We start from the raw sequence: 17,622 nt of genomic DNA, 5'->3' as shown, positions 1-17,622 counted from the left end.
AAGTAAGTAACTCGAAAAATTATTTTTATGCCCTTCGGACGGCTTTGGCTGGAAAGTGGATTATTGAAAACAAGAGTATTCCGCCAGTTGCTTTTGAAGCATTGTTGCCAATTGCACCTCCAAATATTCAAGAAAAAGTGGCGTTTTTAATGGAAGTTAAAAAAAAGCAAAATGAAAAATATTTACATCCCAAAGAACAAGAGATAACCGATTTTTTAGGGCAAACCATGTTGTTCAATCAAGAACATGCGGTCGGATTGAAAAGCGGAAAGAAAATGGGTGCAGAAATTGATGCTTTTTTCTTTGAATTAATACGCTAATTTCTATATATAAAAAAGTATTGATTTGGATTTTTTCAAAAAACAACCACTTATTGCTTTGGATTTTTTCAAAAATTAATGAATTATTGGTTTGGATTTTTTCAAAAAAGAAGCAATTATTGGTTTGGATTTTTTCAAAAAAGAAGCAATTATTGGTTTGGATTTTTTCAAAAATTAACGAATTATTGGTTTGGATTTTTTCAAAAATGATCCACTTATTGGTTTGGATTTTTTCAAAAAAAGATATAATTACTTTATATTCAAACACATATAAATTTGAAAATAAATATAATAAAATAGAAATACGATGTAGACAAAAGTCCTTTTTCATTGATTTGAAAGTTAAACAAATAAATCAATTGTATTATGTCGGAATTATTCACTTTAGTTTTAAATTTAATTATAACAAAACAACATGACCATCCAAGACCTTAAAAACCAGAATCTTATCCTCTTTGAAGTAATTTCAGGAAGCAAATCTTTTGGATTAGACACCCCAACTTCTGATACGGATATAAAAGGCGTATTTTATTTGCCCAAAAACTGTTTTTTCGGATTGAATTATATTCCGCAAATAAGTAACGAAACCAATGATGAGGTGTATTATGAATTAGGTCGATTTGTTGAACTTTTAATCAAAAATAATCCCAATATTTTAGAAATTTTAGCCACTCCAGACGACTGCATTTTATACAAACATCCAATCATGGAACGATTACAGCTACAGGATTTTTTGTCCAAATTATGCAAAGATTCGTTTGCTGGCTATGCTTATACACAAATAAAAAAAGCCAGAGGACTCCATAAAAAAATTGTAAATCCAATGGAGAAAGAACGTAAAAGTGTATTGGATTTTTGTTATATAATTGACGGAAATAATAGCATTAGCTTGCCCGCTTGGATGGCATCAAATTCTATGGATCAAGCCAATTGCGGTTTGGTCAATATTCCACATGTCAAAGGGGTTTATGCGCTTTATTATGATGAGACCAAAAGTAAAGGTTATAAAGGAATTATTAAATCCGAACTTTCCAATGAAGTAGCTCTTTCGTCAATTCCGAAAGGGGAAAAAGAAATGGCCTTTTTATATTGCCATGCAGATGGCTACTCGGTTTATTGTAAACAATATGCCGAATATTGGGATTGGGTAAACAAACGCAACCAACAACGGTATGAAACAAACGAGCAGCATGGCAAAAATTATGACAGCAAAAACATGATGCACACCATGCGTTTGTTACAATCGGCCTATCAGATATTATCAACCAATTCGCTTCAAATAAGGGTAACCAATAGAGAAGAGTTGTTAGCCATCAAAGCAGGAAAATTGGATTATGACTCTTTGATGCAGCAAGCGGAATCTTTGATTGAAAAAATAGAGGAAAGCTATGCAACAAGCACACTTATCGACGAACCCAATGCAAAGAAAAGCATCGAAAATTTAATCGAAATGCGAAAAATTTTGTATCAAGAATAGAACCGTACTAAATTAACCCATTCAATAAAAAAAAATTTCCGATTTGGATTTTTTCAAAAAAGAAGTTGTTATTGCCTTGGATTTTTTCAAAAAATAACGAATTGTTGGTTTGGTATTAAAACAAGCTCAGATGAGTTCCTTTTTTTTGAGCGATTAATGGGACTTGATAGGGAAATGCAAAATCCGTTATTGGTGCATGATGTAACCAATTATCTTCATCTTCGGGTTTGAGAATGATAGGCATTCTCTTTTTAGTATTATGAATTTCTGCCATTAAATCATTGGCTTGGGTCGTTACAATTGTATAAGTGTTTTTAACTTCTCCAGTAAGGCTATTAACCCTCTGTGAATACAACCCAGCAAAAGCAAATAAATCATCATTCCCGATGCCTATTTCATACTTGATTTTGTTCTTTCCTTTGCTGTCAAGCCATTGCCATTCGTAGAAACCATTAGCAATTACCAAACATCTTTTATTTATGGAACTTTTAAAAGATGGTTTTTCTTCAACGGATTCGATACGGGCATTTAAAGTTAATTTTTTTATGTCCTCGTCTTTTGACCATGACGGAATCAAACCCCAATTAAAATGCTGTATTACAGCAGGTTTATCGTCTGTAATTATTGGATTTAATCCAAAATCAAATCCGTTACAGGATTCCTGAAGCTGAAACAAAGAAGCATTTTCAATTTTGGCTTTAAATCTGTTTTCTACTTCCTGTGCTGATTTAGTTTGTTTGGAATGGAAACACATAGTTAAATTTTTATCGTGATTATCTCATCAATTCGTGTGGTAAACGAATTTGATAATTTCTCTTGTTTCATTTTCCATTGTCTGCCCAGTGATTGATTCCCAAACTTAATTTTGTTTTTGCCGTAGCTTTTATTCAATCGGTCAACAACCGACATTAAGGGCTGATGCTTTGGGTTCGATGTATTAAATAATGATAATTGGGTTTGGTCGTTCGGGGTCAAACCCATAACAATAACACCGGCTTTTTTATAATAATAGCCTTCTTTAAATATGGCTTTAAGCCCTATTTGAGCATACTTATTTAACTCAATGGTTGAGTTAGTTGGAAAATCTGTATTGATTACGATATTGCGGGAATATTGCGGCTGGTCTTGTCTGTGATAATTGGTAAGTACAAAAACCATAATCATATTACAATGGCTGTTTTGTCGTCTCAATTTTTCGGAACAAGAAGCAGTAAAGGTTGAAACTCTTTCTGATATATCTTCAAACTTGGTTAAAGATTTTTCAAATGATCTTGTTGTCGAAATCATTTTTTTGCTTTTTGGACTTTCTAAATCCAAAGTTGGTTTTCCTTCCAGTTCATGTTTTAATCGCAAACCAACAACCGCCATTTCTTTACGCACCCAATCATCGGTAAGTTCTGTAAATTGATACGCATTCCTTATATTTTTGGCTTGCAAGCGTTTTGCATATTTTCTGCCAATGCCCCAAACATCTTCTATTTTAGTCCATTTAAGCGCCTTTATTCTCTTTTCGTCGGTATCAATTACATACACATTTTTGGTTCTTTCGGGAAACTTTTTAGCGATTTTATTGGCAACTTTGGCGAGCGCTTTGGTTGGTGCAAATCCAATACTTATTGGAATACCTGTGTTTTTGGTAACTGTTTTTTGAATTTTTAAACCATATTCATCCAAGTCGAAATATTCAAAACCTTCTAATTTTAAGAAAGCTTCATCAATACTATAAACTTCTATTTCGGGTGAAAAAGTCGAAAGGGTATTCATTACCCTGCTGCTCATATCGCCATACAAAGCATAATTAGACGAATAGACAAATACATGATGCTCTTCAAATAGTTTCTTATACTCAAACGCTGGTGCGCCCATTGGAATGCCTAAGGCTTTGGCTTCGTTTGAACGTGCAATAACGCAACCATCATTATTGGAAAGTATTACTACTGGTTTCCCTATTAAATGTGGTTCAAAAACCCTTTGACAAGAGGCATAAAAGTTATTGCAATCTACTAAAGCGAACATTTTTTTAAGTGTTTAGTTAGAAAGATTTTATACTATGAATTACAATTCCCCATATCATTAACTCATTTTCTTGAGTAACTTTTATGGGTTTGTATTCTTCATTTTCGGCTATTAACCAAACGACATCTTTTTCGATTTTAATTCTTTTTACTGTAAATTCTCCATCTATTTGACAAATGGCTATTTTGCCATCTTGAGGAATTAGACTCTTATCGATTACTAATAAATCCCCATCAAAGATGCCCGCATCTTTCATGGAATGACCTTTGACTTTAGCGAAAAAAGTACTGTCTTTGTGTTTGATAAGATGTTTATTCAAATCAATAGTCAATTCAATAAAATCATCTGCTGGAGAGGGAAAACCCGCACTGATTCCAACATCTACAAAAGGGAGTTCCAGAGTTGTTGCATAATCTGGAGCAAAAAATTCAAATATTTTGGTACTATGTAAACTTCTTAATTTCATTTTTTACTTAAAATATTTACAAATATTAAAATTTTATTCGTTTGTTTTTTATAAAAAACAACCAACCAAGGCAGTAGGTTTTTTGTTCAAAGGTAATTCAATTTTTTTTAATACCAATCCCAAAGGATTAATTAATGAAAAAGAATCGTCATTTATGGAATGAAAATAGCCCGTTTGAGGTTAGTACAAGCCCGGCCATCTGCCTGATTTAAGTTCTTTTTTTCTCTTTTTTAAATTATGTTACACAAGAAAAAATGATATAAAAATGAACAATAAAGCTGTTTTTATTAAAAAATGTACTTAATAAATTAACTGTCAAAAAAAATAAAAGATTGACGCTGTTGATGTTAAATGTGTAGGAAAATTCAGCGTAAGCTTTTCAACAAACATTTTTTTATTTTTTCAGATCAAAAATCAATCTTCTTGTTTACTTTTACTTCAAAAAAAATAAAACGTATGGAAAATCAAAAAAATAGTTTTATAGACAATTACAGGAGCATTTTACTGTTGCTTGGAGGCATTGTGGTGGGTAGCGTTTTGGGGCTTTTGATGGGCAAGGAAGTTGTGATTTTTAAGCCACTTGGCGATATTTTTTTGAATTTGTTGTTTACGGCCATTATTCCGCTTATTTTTTTTACGATTGCCTCGTCGATTGCAAGTTTAGAAAAAACAGAGAAATTAGGAAGACTTTTTTTGGTGATTTTGCTGGTTTTTTTGGCTACTATTATCATTTCTAGTGTTTTGATGACTGTGGGGGTTTTGATTTTTCCGATACAACAAAGTTTTGTTGTGTCCACTTTACCTTCAGAAAGTGTGGCAAGTGTGGGGGTTGGCACTCAGATAACACAGCTGCTAACGGCAACCGATTTTTTTGAATTGTTGTCCAGAAAAAGCATGTTGGCCCTGATTATTTTTTCGTTCTTAATAGGTTTTGCCACGCTCCAGTCGGGCGACAAAGGCAACGATTTTAAGCGGTTTTTACATTCGGGCAACGAAGTAATGAAGCAGTTGTTGCACTTGATTATGAAACTGGCTCCCGTTGGTCTTGGGGCCTATTTTGCTAATCAAGTAGGTATTTTTGGGCCTCAACTGTTTGGGGCTTATGCTAAACCATTGGGACTTTATTATGCAGTTTGTGCTTTTTATTTTGTGGTTTTTTATTCGTTTTATGCCTTTGTAGCAGGCGGCAAAAAAGGGGTGTCGTTGTTTTGGAAACACAATATTACTCCGTCTTTGACGGCCCTTGGCACATGTAGTAGCATTGCCACAATCCCAGCAAACTTGGCTGGTGCCGAAAAAATGAAAGTACCGGGTTATATTAGCCACGTGGTTATTCCCCTTGGAGCACCACTACACAAAGATGGATCTGCCATGTCGTCGATTGTAAAAATTGCGGTAATGTTTGCTATTTTTGGAAAAGATTTTACGAGTTTGAACACTATAATATTAGCATTAGGCATTACCATAATCGTATCTGTTGTAGAAGGAGGTATTCCAAATGGAGGCTATATTGGCGAGGTTTTGGCCATTACAGTATATGGTTTTCCAATGGAGCAAGCCCTGCCAGCGGCCATGATTGTTGGCACACTTGTAGATCCTATGGCTACGCTGCTCAATGCCAATGGAGATTTGATCAGCTCGTTGCTGGTTACCCGAATATCAGAAGGTAAGAAATGGCTTGTTGAAAAATAATTTCACAAATAATCGTTAAATAATTTTTTTATATCAAAAAATGCAGTAATTTAGCCGAAATAACAAACAACATTAAAAAGCGTGTTAAGTAACCGATTTTATTTTAGCAATTCATTTTATTTCTTCTTTATAGAAGGACGGGATTGTTATATGGTTATTTGAGAAATTATTAATTCAAACATAATATACAATCCTGATGCAAATCAGGATTTTTTTATGGAAAAAAATGTAGCTTTTAAATTGTTAAAAAAACAGACTTATTTTTTTGATATTCAAAATATTAGAAAAATAAATTAAGAAAAATACAATACCAGAATAAACAAGTAGAAATAATGATTAAAAAAATTGCCATTCAAGGCATCAAAGGGGCTTTTCATCATCAGGTGGCTTTAGAATATTTTGGCAACAATATCGAAATAGACGAATGTTTGTCGTTTGAAGAATTGTCGGACAGCCTACTCGAAGGCCGTTCGGATTTGGCCGTTATGGCCTTAGAAAATTCTATTGCGGGTTCGATAATTCCCAATTATGCTTTGATTGATAAAAATGATTTTCAAATAATTGGCGAATATTATTTGGAAATTCAACAAAACTTGATGGCTTTGTCAGGACAGCAAATATCCGATATTCAAGAAGTACATTCGCACCCAATGGCCCTCTTGCAATGTATGGAATTTTTGAAAAAGCACCCACACATCAAGCTTGTTGAAGACAAAGACACAGCCGAAACCGCCCGACGGATACAACAAAACCAGCTCAAAGGCATTGCAGCCATTGCCAGCAAAGTAGCGTCAGAAATGTATAATTTGGATATTATAGCTCCTGAAATTCAAACCATTAATAACAACATGACCCGGTTTGTGATTATTTCCAAAAAAACTTTTGCAATAGACGAAAAAACAACCAATAAGGCCTCTGTAAAATTTGAACTGGACCACAAAAGAGGCAGTTTGGCGGCCGTATTGAACGTGATGAGCGATTGCAAATTGAATTTAACCAAAATACAATCGTTGCCCAAAATAGAAACCCCCTGGAAGTATGCTTTTTTTGTAGATGTTACCTTTGAAACCTATCAGGATTATGCAAAAGCCAAATCGTTGGTAGCCATTATGGCATCTTATTTTAAAGTATTGGGCGAATTTAAAAACAACAAAATCAAATGATTACAACAGCAAAAAGACTTCAAACTGTAGAAGAATATTACTTTTCGAGCAAGCTAAGAGAGGTAAGACAAATGATTAGCGAAGGCAAAAAAGTGATCAACATGGGAATTGGAAGCCCAGATTTGGCCCCTTCAAATGCGGTTATAAAAGCCATTCAGGAGGCCGTTTTAGAGCCCAATGCCCATCAGTATCAAAGCTATCAAGGTTTGCCTGAACTCAGACAAGGCATGGCCGATTTTTATCAAAAACATTTTAAGGTAAACTTGAATCCTAATACCGAAATTTTGCCCTTAATGGGGTCAAAAGAAGGCATTATGCACCTGTCGTTGGCTTTTTTAAATCAAGGCGATCAGGTTTTAGTACCCAATCCAGGATACCCTACTTATACCTCGGTTAGCCACTTGGTTCAGGCCGAAACCGTGTATTATGATTTGAAAGCTGCTCAACAATGGGAACCCGATTTTGAAGCACTAGAAGCTTTGGATTTGTCAAAAGTAAAACTCATGTGGGTCGGCTATCCACACATGCCTACGGGGGCAACAGGCAGCTTGGCTTTGTTTGAAAAATTGGTAGCCTTTGCCAAAAAACACAACATTTTGCTTGTCAATGACAATCCTTACAGTTTTGTTTTGAACCAAAATCCGATGTCAATTTTGCAAGTAGAAGGAGCAAAAGAGGTAGCCTTAGAACTCAATTCGTTGTCCAAAACATACAACATGGCAGGCTGGCGAGTAGGCATGATTTCTGGACGTGCTGATTATATAGACGCTGTACTAAAAGTAAAAAGCAATATGGATAGCGGCATGTTTTATGGCATTCAAAAAGGGGCTATTGAAGCTTTGAAGCTCGACAAATCATGGTTTGAAGATCAAAATAAAATATACGAAAAACGACGAAATTTGACTTTTCAGCTAGCCAAAAAATTAGGTTGCGAAGTAGAGTCAAAGGCCGTTGGACTCTTTGTATGGGCAAAGCTCCCAAAAGGCATAACATCTGGCGAAAATTTTGTAGATGATATTTTAAAAAAAGCACACATTTTTATTACTCCAGGCAGTATTTTTGGTAGCAATGGAGCTGGCTACATCCGATTTTCGTTGTGTGTTTCAGAGGCCCTAATTCAGGAAGCTATAGACAGATTGTAATATATTATTGTAAATAAATATTTGTACAAAAAATAAATTTTTAAATGAAAATATTTGTAATTGGCATTGGTTTGATTGGCGGTTCCATGGTATTGGACCTCAAACAAACCGTTTTGAACACTCAAATTTTTGGGATAGATGCTAACGAGGCTCACTTGGACGAGGCCTTGCATTTAGGCATCATAGACCAAAAAGCTACTTTAACCGATTTGCATCAAGCAGATTTTGTGATAGTGGCCGTTCCCGTTGATGCAGCCTTGAAACTGCTGCCCGAAATTTTAGAAAAAATAGGAGACGAAACCTTGGTTTTTGATGTAGGATCTACCAAATTGCCCATTTGCGAATTGCTGGAAAACCACCCAAAAAGGCGACACTTTATGGCAACTCACCCTATTGCCGGAACAGAATTTTCGGGACCAAAAGCGGCCATAACGGGCCTTTTTAGAGGCAAAACAAATATTATTTGTGAGGTAGAAAAAACCACATTCAAATTGCAAGAAAAAGCTTTGGATTTATTTCAAAAATTGGGCATGAGAATCCGTTATATGAATGCCAAATCGCACGACAAACACATAGCTTATGTATCGCATTTGTCGCACATCAGTTCGTTCATGCTTGGCAAAACGGTAATAGACAAAGAAAAAGACGAACAAGACATTTTTGATATGGCCGGTAGCGGATTTGAAAGCACCGTACGATTGGCCAAAAGTTCGCCTGCCATGTGGACACCCATTTTTAGTCAAAACAAAAAACAAGTCGTCAAATGCCTTTCAGAATATATCAATAATTTGTCGCATTTTAAGGAACTATTAATTCATGACGACTATGAAGCCATTTTCAACGAAATGAAAAATACCAATAGAATTAAAGAAATTTTAAGTAAAAAAGAATGAAATTAGAGGGTAGGAGTTAGAAATTAGAGGTTAGAAATTAGAGGTTAGAAATTAGAAATAAGTTAGAGAATAGAAGTTTGAAGTAAAGTTTTGAATGAGCAATAATGATCAAATAAACGCTACATTCTAAACAACACCATTACTTTTTGGGCGTTGCCCAAGGGTTGGGCTATCCGTTGTAATCTTTTTTGATTACCACATTCAGAAACTATATTCGTGCAATACAACACCCCTTTTGGGGGCTGGGGGCTTTCAAAAAGGATTTCCACTACTATGCCTAACGCAACATGCGGTTTCAATAGCGTGTTTCCAATACAAGATAACGAGTGCATCATATAAAAAGAACCGAACTTGAAACCTGAAACAAACAAAAGTTAAAAAAGAATCAATTAAACACACAAAAAAATGGAAAACAAAAAAGAAATGAGAGCTTGGTTAGACGACTTCAAATTGTCTCACCCATTGGTAATTGCGGGGCCTTGTAGTGCCGAAACAGAAGAGCAAGTTTTGAAAATTGCACACGAATTGAAAGATTCAGACGTAAGTGTATTTAGAGCAGGAATTTGGAAACCCCGAACACGTCCGGGAGGTTTTGAAGGCGTTGGCGAAATTGGTTTGAAATGGCTAAAAAAAGCCAAAGCCGAAACCGGATTGTTGATGGGAACAGAAGTAGCAACGGCAGCCCATTGTAAGCTGGCTTTAGAAAACGACATCGACGTTTTGTGGGTGGGTGCAAGAACCACTGCAAACCCATTTGCGGTTCAGGAAATTGCCGACACCCTCAAAGATACAGACAAAATTGTTTTGATAAAAAACCCTGTCAATCCAGACATGGCTTTGTGGCTTGGTGGTGTAGAGCGTTTGTACAATGCAGGCATCAAAAAATTAGGCGTTATTCATAGAGGTTTTTCTACCTATGAAAAAACCAAATACAGAAATATTCCAGAATGGCAAATTGCTATCGAATTGCAAAATAAATTCCCTGATTTGCCTTTGATTATCGATCCGTCGCACATTACCGGAAACCGCAATATGATTTTAGAAGTAACGCAAGAAGCCTTGGATTTGAATTATGACGGAATGATTATTGAAACCCACATCGATCCAGATAATGCTTGGAGCGATGCGGCACAACAAGTAACACCGGCTGCTTTGAAACAAATTTTTAAGGATTTGAAAGTAAGAAAACAAAGTGGTGATTCTGACGAATTTACTCAAAAAATGACAAAATTGAGAGCCAATATTGATGTTTTGGACGCTAATTTATTGGACTTATTGGGCAAAAGAATGAAAGTAGCCGACGAAATTGGTCAGGTAAAAAAAGATGCCAACGTGGCTGTGTTGCAAAACAACCGTTGGAACGAAATTTTAGGCAAAATGATACTCGAAGGCGAGCAAAAAGGCCTAAGCGAAGAATTTATCTTAAAAATGTTTAAAGCCATTCACCAAGAAAGTATTTCGCATCAAGAAAAAATACTAAATGCTTAATTTTATCAAACAGCATGAAAGGGCTACGGTTTTTTTATGGATATACATCACATGAGTTTCATGTACACCCACTAAAAATCAATGTCAAACAGTTTATCAAAACACATAACCTTTGTCAAAGCTCAGACTTTGACAAAGGTTTTTTTTATAGAAGTCCTCTATTTGTTAGCGCTCGGGTGTTGGTGCTTGAAACCCAACAATACCCCCGACGTATTGAGGTTGGCTTTTATGCAATCTGCCTTTTATATGCTTTAATTTCAACTATAATTGTCCAAATACAAACATAATAAAATCCGATATTTAAAATTCCAGTTAATACAATTAGAAAAGTTATACCAAACATATTTATAAAATAGTNNTTGCATAGCTGGGCTACGGAACTATTTTTTTTTAATAATTTTAGCAAAAAAGAACCAATAGATTGGACTATTTTATATGTATATTTGGTATTAGATATAAGTAACTTCTTTGTCCCATTGTGTTATCTCTATTACATTAAGTTTTAGCATAAGAAGGGTGTTCGGAAGCATGCCCCCAACGTCAGTCTGTGAAAAAACTGCCGTTAAATATTTTTCAAAAATAATAAAATAAAATAGTGTTTTTTTTTTTTGACATTTAACCATGCAACATATTCAAGGAGTTTCTGATAAGCATGCGAAGGGATTTGTGTGGGAGTGGCGAATTACGTTTTCTCACCTGCAAGGTTTCCAAAACCTTGTAGGTGTAAATAAATAGATATAAAAAAGAGGAACCAAATCCTCTTATAATCCTAACAAAAACTTTTCGAAAAACCCATAAGGGGTTTGCATGTAATAGGTTTAACTCATGTATTTTTTTTTATAGGTATTCGTTGATTACAATTCATTGCTCGTCTAGCGGGTGCAACGAAAGGCTAGCTTTTGGCAGATGTTTTTTTAGAAGTCATATGTCAATTCTATTGTATTATTTTGAGGAATGAATATCGGAATATCTTCACTTGTGTTTACACCATTTTTTCTTCTAAAAATTCTTATTACGTTGTTTTCTCCTTCGGCTACGAATACATTTAGTAAATTATTATTGTTAATTGCTCTCCAATTTCCATATCCACTAAAACCTGTTGAATATTTTGAATTTAGGAAAGTATTTACTCCAATTTTTGGACCAAATGGATATAATGTTTGCACTTCAAAATAATCGTCAGATTGCAAAGGTGTAAAGTTGTTTAAATTTACTTTTATATAAGCTTTTTTTGGAAAGTAAAATGTTTTGTTAATAATTGTATCTCTATTTGTGATTGAAAAAATTGCAAATCCTATATCAGCTGTTGTATTACCTATTAAATTATTAGTTCTGATATATTTATTCACATCGATATTAGAGTCGTCAATATCAATATCGAAATAACCTCCTGTATTTCCAATTTCATTGTCTTTTATGAAAAAATTACTGTTGAAATTTCCATTTTGGTCTGATTTTGTATCAACCAATTTTCGAGAGTAAAATGCCAGTTCATTACTTTTAATATATTTCATCGAAACTTTGACATTTGGTACTGGTTCATTATTTAAAGTTACAAAATTACCTTTTAGTATTGTACAGTTTCCTGTACACTGATTATTTGTATCGTCCTCAGTTTTGGAACAACTTACAAATATGAACACCAACGCAAAAATTCTAATTAGATTTTTCATATTAATTTTTTTAAGATTTTTATTCGTCTTTTTTGGTCAAAATATCGCCCAACGGCAGACTGTGAAAAAACTCAAAATGAGTCTTTGAGAATTGGCTGTATGGAATTTTTCTCCGACAGGTATCCGAATTCTTTCTCTTTTTGAGTTGGTTTTTTCACAGACTGACGTCCCAGCGCTTTGCGAAGGCGGGGATTTTTAGCACTAAACTTCATTAGATTCCCAAAGCTTGAAATTAGCACTTCACTTTCATAGAAGCACGAAACCCCCGCTTTTGCAAAACGGCTGTTAGCGGTTCGGTGTTTTCTACTTGTCTGCATAATTACTATAATGTTTATGATAAAATCCTACGTTGTCCTTGTGCTTTAAATACAAAAATGTCGGTGTAGTTTGGAAAGATTTACAATTACTTTCCAATTCTGCTTTTAGTGCCGAAGTGAAATTGTCATCATTGGTATCAAAATTTTTGGTCTTAATGATAAGCAAACTTTTTTCAATTCTATTGTCTGCTTTTACGAAAGTTAGTGTCATATAATTGATAATAAGTTTGGTTAAGTTTTCAATACTATCGGTTTTGAAGTTTGATATTTTCAAGTTATCAATGTTATGAATTAAAAACTTAATTTCTGCTATACCAGATATTGTTTTCGTATTGTTTAGTTGTGTCCAATTAAATGTGTATTGTGATTGGTTTTCCAAATTTCTATCCACTACCAAGTCATTGTTTTCAATGAACTCTTTGTTGTCATTTAAGCAGTTTATTCTTGCGTGGTCAAGCAGAGAATGAATACATTCAGTCATTTTCATTGTTTTATTCAATTTGGTCAAATTGTCCGCAGTGAAATTTTCACAATTATCTATGTCTGATAGATAAGAACTTAATCGACCTTCTAACTGAAATGTCAATATACTTTTACTCGTGTTACCAAACATAAGCATCTCCGTCTCTTTTAATTTCTACTGGGCTACTCCCGTGAACCTTCATTGCAACTGTCAAAGCAGTTAAATAGTTGAAAAATTTGTCAAGTTGCTGTTCATTGAAATGCTGTAAGCAGTAACCGCCTAAATGCTTAACAAGTCTTTCTTTATCAAAATTTGAAGCAACTCTACTCATTGAAACAGATTTAACAAATATGTTTCTTGCTTCATTCTTGTTTATTGAGTTGTTCAAAATTAAAAGCAATTCATTTGTACCCGCATTAATGTCCGTTTCTCCTTTTGGGAAAAATGTTTTTAGTAATTGAGTAAGATTGTCGTCCAACTCCGTCTTTTTTGGTTTTAAAAAGTCAAATAGTCCCATATTTTTTTTGTTCTTATTGTTGTTCGTGTCGTTTTTCTACACTGACCACTAACTAGTAAATATACGAAAGTTATTGCGTTTTTAACACTCTATATCCATATCACAAAAGTACAAACAAAAAAAATAATACTTTGCAACTTTTTTATAAAAAAGCCACAAGAATAAATATTATCGTAAAACTAACTTATAGAGACAACTATGAAAGTTAGAAGCAAGAAGTTAGAAGCAAGAATTGAAAACGAAAAGAAAGAAGTTTGAAAAAAACTTTGGTGAATGGAGACTGTCCGTTGGAGGTTGCCCGCATGAGGGATAGAGCAAGGCACCATGTGCTCGTGATAGCCCGACGGCAAAAAAAGGAAGCCCCGCCTGAACGGTTGGCTTGATGGGGGCTTTCTTTTTTTTGCCGGCATGCCCAAATGGTTGTTTTGATGACTGATTGAAAGGGGCTAACAGCATTTTTTTTTGAAAAATATGTCGGAAAAAATGCCGCTTGGGTTTGCAAGTGGTACTGCTGTGGGCTAAAAATGTGTTGCAAATAAGGGAGCCTAAAAAGATATTTGATTATCTTTGCCAGATCATTTTTATTTAAAACCAATCAAAATTAATGACAGGTATTGTTTACAAATCTACTGGAAGTTGGTACACCGTTCGGGCCGAAGACGGCTCGTTTATAGAATGTAGGATCAAGGGCAAGTTTAGGATGAAAGGTATAAAAAGTACCAATCCGATTGCCGTTGGCGATGTGGTGAGCTATGAACACGACGATACATCGGACGTATGCACGGGAAGCATTGCTAAAATACACGACAGAAAAAATTATATTGTACGAAAATCTGTAAATTTATCGAAACAATTGCACATTATTGCAAGCAATATCGACCGTGTTTTTTTGTTAATTACAATGGGCAATCCGCCAACGACTACAAGTTTTATAGATCGGTTTTTGGTAACGGCCGAGGCTTACAACATAGAGGCCATATTGGTTTTTAACAAAATAGACACCCTAAACGAGCAAACCCTCGACGAACAACTGTATTTGCAACATGTATATCAAAACATTGGCTACCGCTGTTTGCGGGTATCCTCTACCGAGGGCAAAGGGGTAGAAGTCTTAAAAGCATTGATGCTGGGCAAGGTGAGCATGTTTTCGGGACATTCGGGAGTGGGAAAATCTACGTTAGTCAATGCCCTAGAGCCCTCGTTGCATTTGAAAACCAAAAACATATCAGACCAAAGCAAGCAAGGACAGCACACCACCACGTTTGCAGAAATGTATGATTTGAGTTTTGGGGCCAAAATTATAGATACTCCAGGCATCAAAGGATTTGGCATTGTAGATATGGAAAAAGACGAAATTAGTGGCTATTTTCCAGAATTTTTTAGACTAAAAAACCAATGCAAGTTCCACAACTGTTTGCACAAAGAAGAGCCACACTGTGCCGTAAAAGCCGCCCTAGAGCAAGACGAAATTGCGTGGTCCAGATACCACAGCTATTTGAAAATACTGGAAGGCGACGACGAACATTACCGCATAGACGTATATCAAGAAGACCGAATGGCGAGTGATAAAACCCGAGAATCATGAAAACAGTCATCCAACGAGTTGCCTCGGCTTCTGTAACTGTCGATGGAACAATTGTAGCACAAATAGCACAAGGACTGCTCGTGCTTGTAGGCATAGAAGACGCAGACAATCAGGAAGACATCGACTGGCTGGCCCAAAAAATAGTACACCTACGGCTATTTGACGACCACAACCACGTGATGAACCTCTCTGTAAAAGAGGTTGAGGGCAACATCATAATTGTAAGCCAATTTACCCTGCAGGCCCTAACCAAAAAAGGAAATCGCCCGTCCTACATCAAGGCCTCAAAACCCGAAATTGCCCTGCCGCTATACGAACAAATGGTGGCTCAAGTAGCCCACGTGCTAGGAAAACCAGTACAAACAGGCATTTTTGGTGCCGATATGAAAGTACAATTGCTCAACGACGGCCCCGTAACCCTAGTGATAGACTCCAAAAACAGGGCATAACCAACCCCTTGAACAACCCCCACACAAGAGTCCCTCATTTATAGGGCATGCCGCCAAAAAAAAGCAAGCCCCCACGCCCCAAACCCTTCAGGCGGGGCTTCCTTTTTTTGCCGTCGGGCTATCACGAGCACATGGTGCCTTGCTCTATCCCTCATGCGGGCAACCTCCAACGGACAGTCTCCATTCACCAAAGTTTTTTTTCAAACATCTTGCTTTTTCACTTGCCTTTTCAAAACAAAAAAAGCCACCATACATACCTAGCGGCACAGTTTTGCTACCCATTGTTAGAAAATGGTACTGAATATGAATTATATACAGCATTTATAGGATATTCTAATATAAAAACCACCATCATACACCTATTTAACCCGCAATGTGGTGGACAAAATAGAAAGTCATTTAGATTAATTAGAAAAAAAATGTAAATAAAAAATAAAAATATAAAAAAAAAGTTGCAAGTTTAAAAAATTGTTTATAATTTTACAAAAGATATATGAAATTCAAAAAACGCAACAAAAAATAGACGCAACAAAAAATAGACGCAATATGAAAGCAACCCATAACCACTTGAAAATGAACAACAATACAAAAAACGCAATAGGTAAAGTTGCGTATATTAACTAGTTGTGCGATATATTACCCAAAAAAAACGAAACAGAATGAAAAACAGAATTTTAACTTTTATATTTTGTGTCATTTCAACTTTGACATTTGCCCAAAAACCAACTTTTGAAATAAAATATTCAGAACAATTAGCCGTTTTTGTTTTTATTCAAAACTTATCTGAAAACTATCCTGAAAATGTTTTTAAAACTGAATTTAACAAATCAATATACTATACAGAAAAGTATAAAAACTTAATCACAAAATTTGATAAACTGTCAATCGATTATAGTTATGAATTTGAAGAGTTTCCAAACGGCTCAAAAATTCCTATGCAAACTAGAGATATTTTAAAAAAAAACTTAATCGAAACCGAAAACCTAAAAGATTTTAAACTCCGTTCAATAGGAATTGTTACAAACAAAACTTTGAACGAACTAACTGAAATAATTACAGAGTTCAAACCAATATATAACGAACTAATTTATGACCCAAATAAAGAAAAGTTTGAACAACAAATTTTAGATATTTCAAAATATTCTATCGAAAACAAAATAGAAAACTATTTTGAAACTGGTTTGGTTTTTTATAATTCGAGTTGGGATAATTCAATTCCCTTTAAAATCGCATTCTATCCATTACCAAATTCTCAAGGATTTACAGCTCAAGCATTCAACAACAATTTTATAAGTGCAATTCAAACAAACTTAAAAGATTATAAAGATTTATTTAGTGTTATGCTACACGAAATTTTTCACATTATTTATAATGAACAATCACTTGAAGTAAAAACTGAAATTGATAAAAACTTCAATGAAAATAAATCAAAATCAAGTAATTATGCCTACCAACTTTTGAACGAAGTTTTAGCAACTTCATTAGGAAATGGTTATGTATTTGAAAAACTTGACGGGAAAATAGATGCAGGTGAATGGTATAATCGAAAATATATTAATTTAATGGCGAAACAAATTTATCCATTAGTAAATGAGTATATCTCTCAAAGAAAACCAATTGACAAAAATTTTATTGATAATTACATCAAACAATATGAAGAGAATTTTCCTAATTGGATAAATGAACTTGATAACATAATGGCTTACAGATATATAATTTCCGAAGATGAAAAGAATTTTGAAATAATTGATCAAAAATATCGTTATCGTTCAAGTGCAAATTATGAAACTGAAATTACAGAAAGTTCAATTGAAAAAATGAAAAAAACATCGCTAACAAAATTGATCATAATTTCAAAAAATAACAAAGAAAAATTAAATCTAATAAAGAAAGAATTTAAAGAACTTAATAATTGGAAATTCAATTCAGAAAATGAGTTCAATTATAAAATTCTTTTAGAA

Annotated in this window: 17 protein-coding genes; 10 read left to right on the top strand and 7 right to left on the bottom strand. The window is 34.5% G+C overall.

The window, feature by feature from the left end:
- Together B0A58_RS09150 and B0A58_RS09140 are read left to right on the top strand one after the other, a co-directional pair.
- On the top strand, window positions 1-320 hold a 320-nt coding region (locus B0A58_RS09150), incomplete at its 5' end, for a DNA polymerase beta superfamily protein (protein WP_207758838.1).
- Window positions 321-735: 415 nt separating this feature from the next.
- On the top strand, window positions 736-1,797 hold the full coding sequence (locus B0A58_RS09140) for a DNA polymerase beta superfamily protein (protein WP_089080807.1): 1,062 nt from the start codon (window positions 736-738) through the stop codon (window positions 1,795-1,797).
- Between the two features lie 115 nt (window positions 1,798-1,912).
- Here B0A58_RS09140 and B0A58_RS09135 read toward each other — a convergent pair whose 3' ends face one another.
- From B0A58_RS09135 to B0A58_RS09125, 3 genes are read right to left on the bottom strand one after another with little or no spacing between them, the layout of a single operon-like run.
- Window positions 1,913-2,551, bottom strand: a complete 639-nt coding sequence (locus tag B0A58_RS09135) for an SOS response-associated peptidase (protein WP_089080806.1) — start codon at window positions 2,549-2,551, stop codon at window positions 1,913-1,915.
- Window positions 2,552-2,553: 2 nt separating this feature from the next.
- Complete coding sequence (locus B0A58_RS09130) at window positions 2,554-3,813, bottom strand: Y-family DNA polymerase (protein WP_089080805.1); 1,260 nt, start codon at window positions 3,811-3,813, stop codon at window positions 2,554-2,556.
- Between the two features lie 16 nt (window positions 3,814-3,829).
- On the bottom strand, window positions 3,830-4,279 hold the full coding sequence (locus B0A58_RS09125) for a LexA family protein (RefSeq protein ID WP_089080804.1): 450 nt from the start codon (window positions 4,277-4,279) through the stop codon (window positions 3,830-3,832).
- A 456-nt stretch (window positions 4,280-4,735) separates the two neighbouring features.
- Between B0A58_RS09125 and B0A58_RS09115 the strand changes: the two genes are divergently transcribed.
- The 4 genes from B0A58_RS09115 (at window position 4,736) to B0A58_RS09100 (ending at window position 9,169) form a co-directional block, all read left to right on the top strand.
- A complete protein-coding gene (locus B0A58_RS09115; protein ID WP_014085093.1) occupies window positions 4,736-5,971 on the top strand; it encodes a dicarboxylate/amino acid:cation symporter in 1,236 nt (411 codons plus the stop codon).
- Between the two features lie 332 nt (window positions 5,972-6,303).
- A complete protein-coding gene (locus B0A58_RS09110) occupies window positions 6,304-7,134 on the top strand; it encodes a prephenate dehydratase (RefSeq protein WP_014085092.1) in 831 nt (276 codons plus the stop codon).
- Complete coding sequence (locus B0A58_RS09105) at window positions 7,131-8,276, top strand: aminotransferase class I/II-fold pyridoxal phosphate-dependent enzyme (protein ID WP_089080802.1); 1,146 nt, start codon at window positions 7,131-7,133, stop codon at window positions 8,274-8,276. Before B0A58_RS09110 ends, B0A58_RS09105 begins: the two co-directional genes overlap by 4 nt.
- A 44-nt stretch (window positions 8,277-8,320) precedes the next feature.
- Window positions 8,321-9,169 (top strand): prephenate dehydrogenase, encoded by an 849-nt coding sequence (locus B0A58_RS09100; RefSeq protein WP_089080801.1) that lies wholly within the window; start codon window positions 8,321-8,323, stop codon window positions 9,167-9,169.
- Window positions 9,170-9,288: 119 nt separating this feature from the next.
- Here B0A58_RS09100 and B0A58_RS09095 read toward each other — a convergent pair whose 3' ends face one another.
- On the bottom strand, window positions 9,289-9,504 hold the full coding sequence (locus B0A58_RS09095; protein WP_089080800.1) for a hypothetical protein: 216 nt from the start codon (window positions 9,502-9,504) through the stop codon (window positions 9,289-9,291).
- Window positions 9,505-9,574: 70 nt separating this feature from the next.
- Between B0A58_RS09095 and B0A58_RS09090 the strand changes: the two genes are divergently transcribed.
- Complete coding sequence (locus B0A58_RS09090; protein WP_014085089.1) at window positions 9,575-10,657, top strand: bifunctional 3-deoxy-7-phosphoheptulonate synthase/chorismate mutase type II; 1,083 nt, start codon at window positions 9,575-9,577, stop codon at window positions 10,655-10,657.
- Between the two features lie 914 nt (window positions 10,658-11,571).
- On the opposite strand, the gene B0A58_RS09085 is transcribed toward B0A58_RS09090, so the two are convergent.
- The 3 genes from B0A58_RS09085 to B0A58_RS09070 form a co-directional block, all read right to left on the bottom strand.
- Window positions 11,572-12,330, bottom strand: coding sequence for a hypothetical protein (locus B0A58_RS09085; protein ID WP_133063110.1), 759 nt, complete (start codon window positions 12,328-12,330; stop codon window positions 11,572-11,574).
- 303 nt (window positions 12,331-12,633) lie between these two features.
- A complete protein-coding gene (locus tag B0A58_RS09075) occupies window positions 12,634-13,266 on the bottom strand; it encodes a hypothetical protein (RefSeq protein WP_133063109.1) in 633 nt (210 codons plus the stop codon).
- On the bottom strand, window positions 13,250-13,627 hold the full coding sequence (locus tag B0A58_RS09070; RefSeq protein ID WP_089080796.1) for a hypothetical protein: 378 nt from the start codon (window positions 13,625-13,627) through the stop codon (window positions 13,250-13,252). Before B0A58_RS09070 ends, B0A58_RS09075 begins: the two co-directional genes overlap by 17 nt.
- A gap of 604 nt (window positions 13,628-14,231) precedes the next feature.
- Between B0A58_RS09070 and rsgA the strand changes: the two genes are divergently transcribed.
- The 3 genes from rsgA to B0A58_RS09055 all read left to right on the top strand — a co-directional run.
- On the top strand, window positions 14,232-15,212 hold the full coding sequence (rsgA, locus tag B0A58_RS09065; protein ID WP_089080795.1) for a ribosome small subunit-dependent GTPase A: 981 nt from the start codon (window positions 14,232-14,234) through the stop codon (window positions 15,210-15,212).
- Window positions 15,209-15,661 carry a D-aminoacyl-tRNA deacylase gene (gene dtd, locus B0A58_RS09060; protein ID WP_089080794.1) on the top strand — a complete coding sequence of 151 codons (453 nt, stop codon included), beginning with the start codon at window positions 15,209-15,211 and terminating at the stop codon, window positions 15,659-15,661. The genes rsgA and dtd overlap by 4 nt, the downstream gene beginning before the upstream one ends.
- 659 nt (window positions 15,662-16,320) lie before the next feature.
- On the top strand, window positions 16,321-17,622 hold a 1,302-nt coding region (locus tag B0A58_RS09055; RefSeq protein ID WP_089080809.1), incomplete at its 3' end, for a hypothetical protein.

It is taken from the genome of Flavobacterium branchiophilum NBRC 15030 = ATCC 35035, assembly GCF_002217205.1.
Lineage (GTDB): Bacteria > Bacteroidota > Bacteroidia > Flavobacteriales > Flavobacteriaceae > Flavobacterium > Flavobacterium branchiophilum.
The sequence above is the reverse complement of the archived record's forward strand: the minus strand, read 5'-3'. Positions and strand labels throughout refer to the sequence as shown.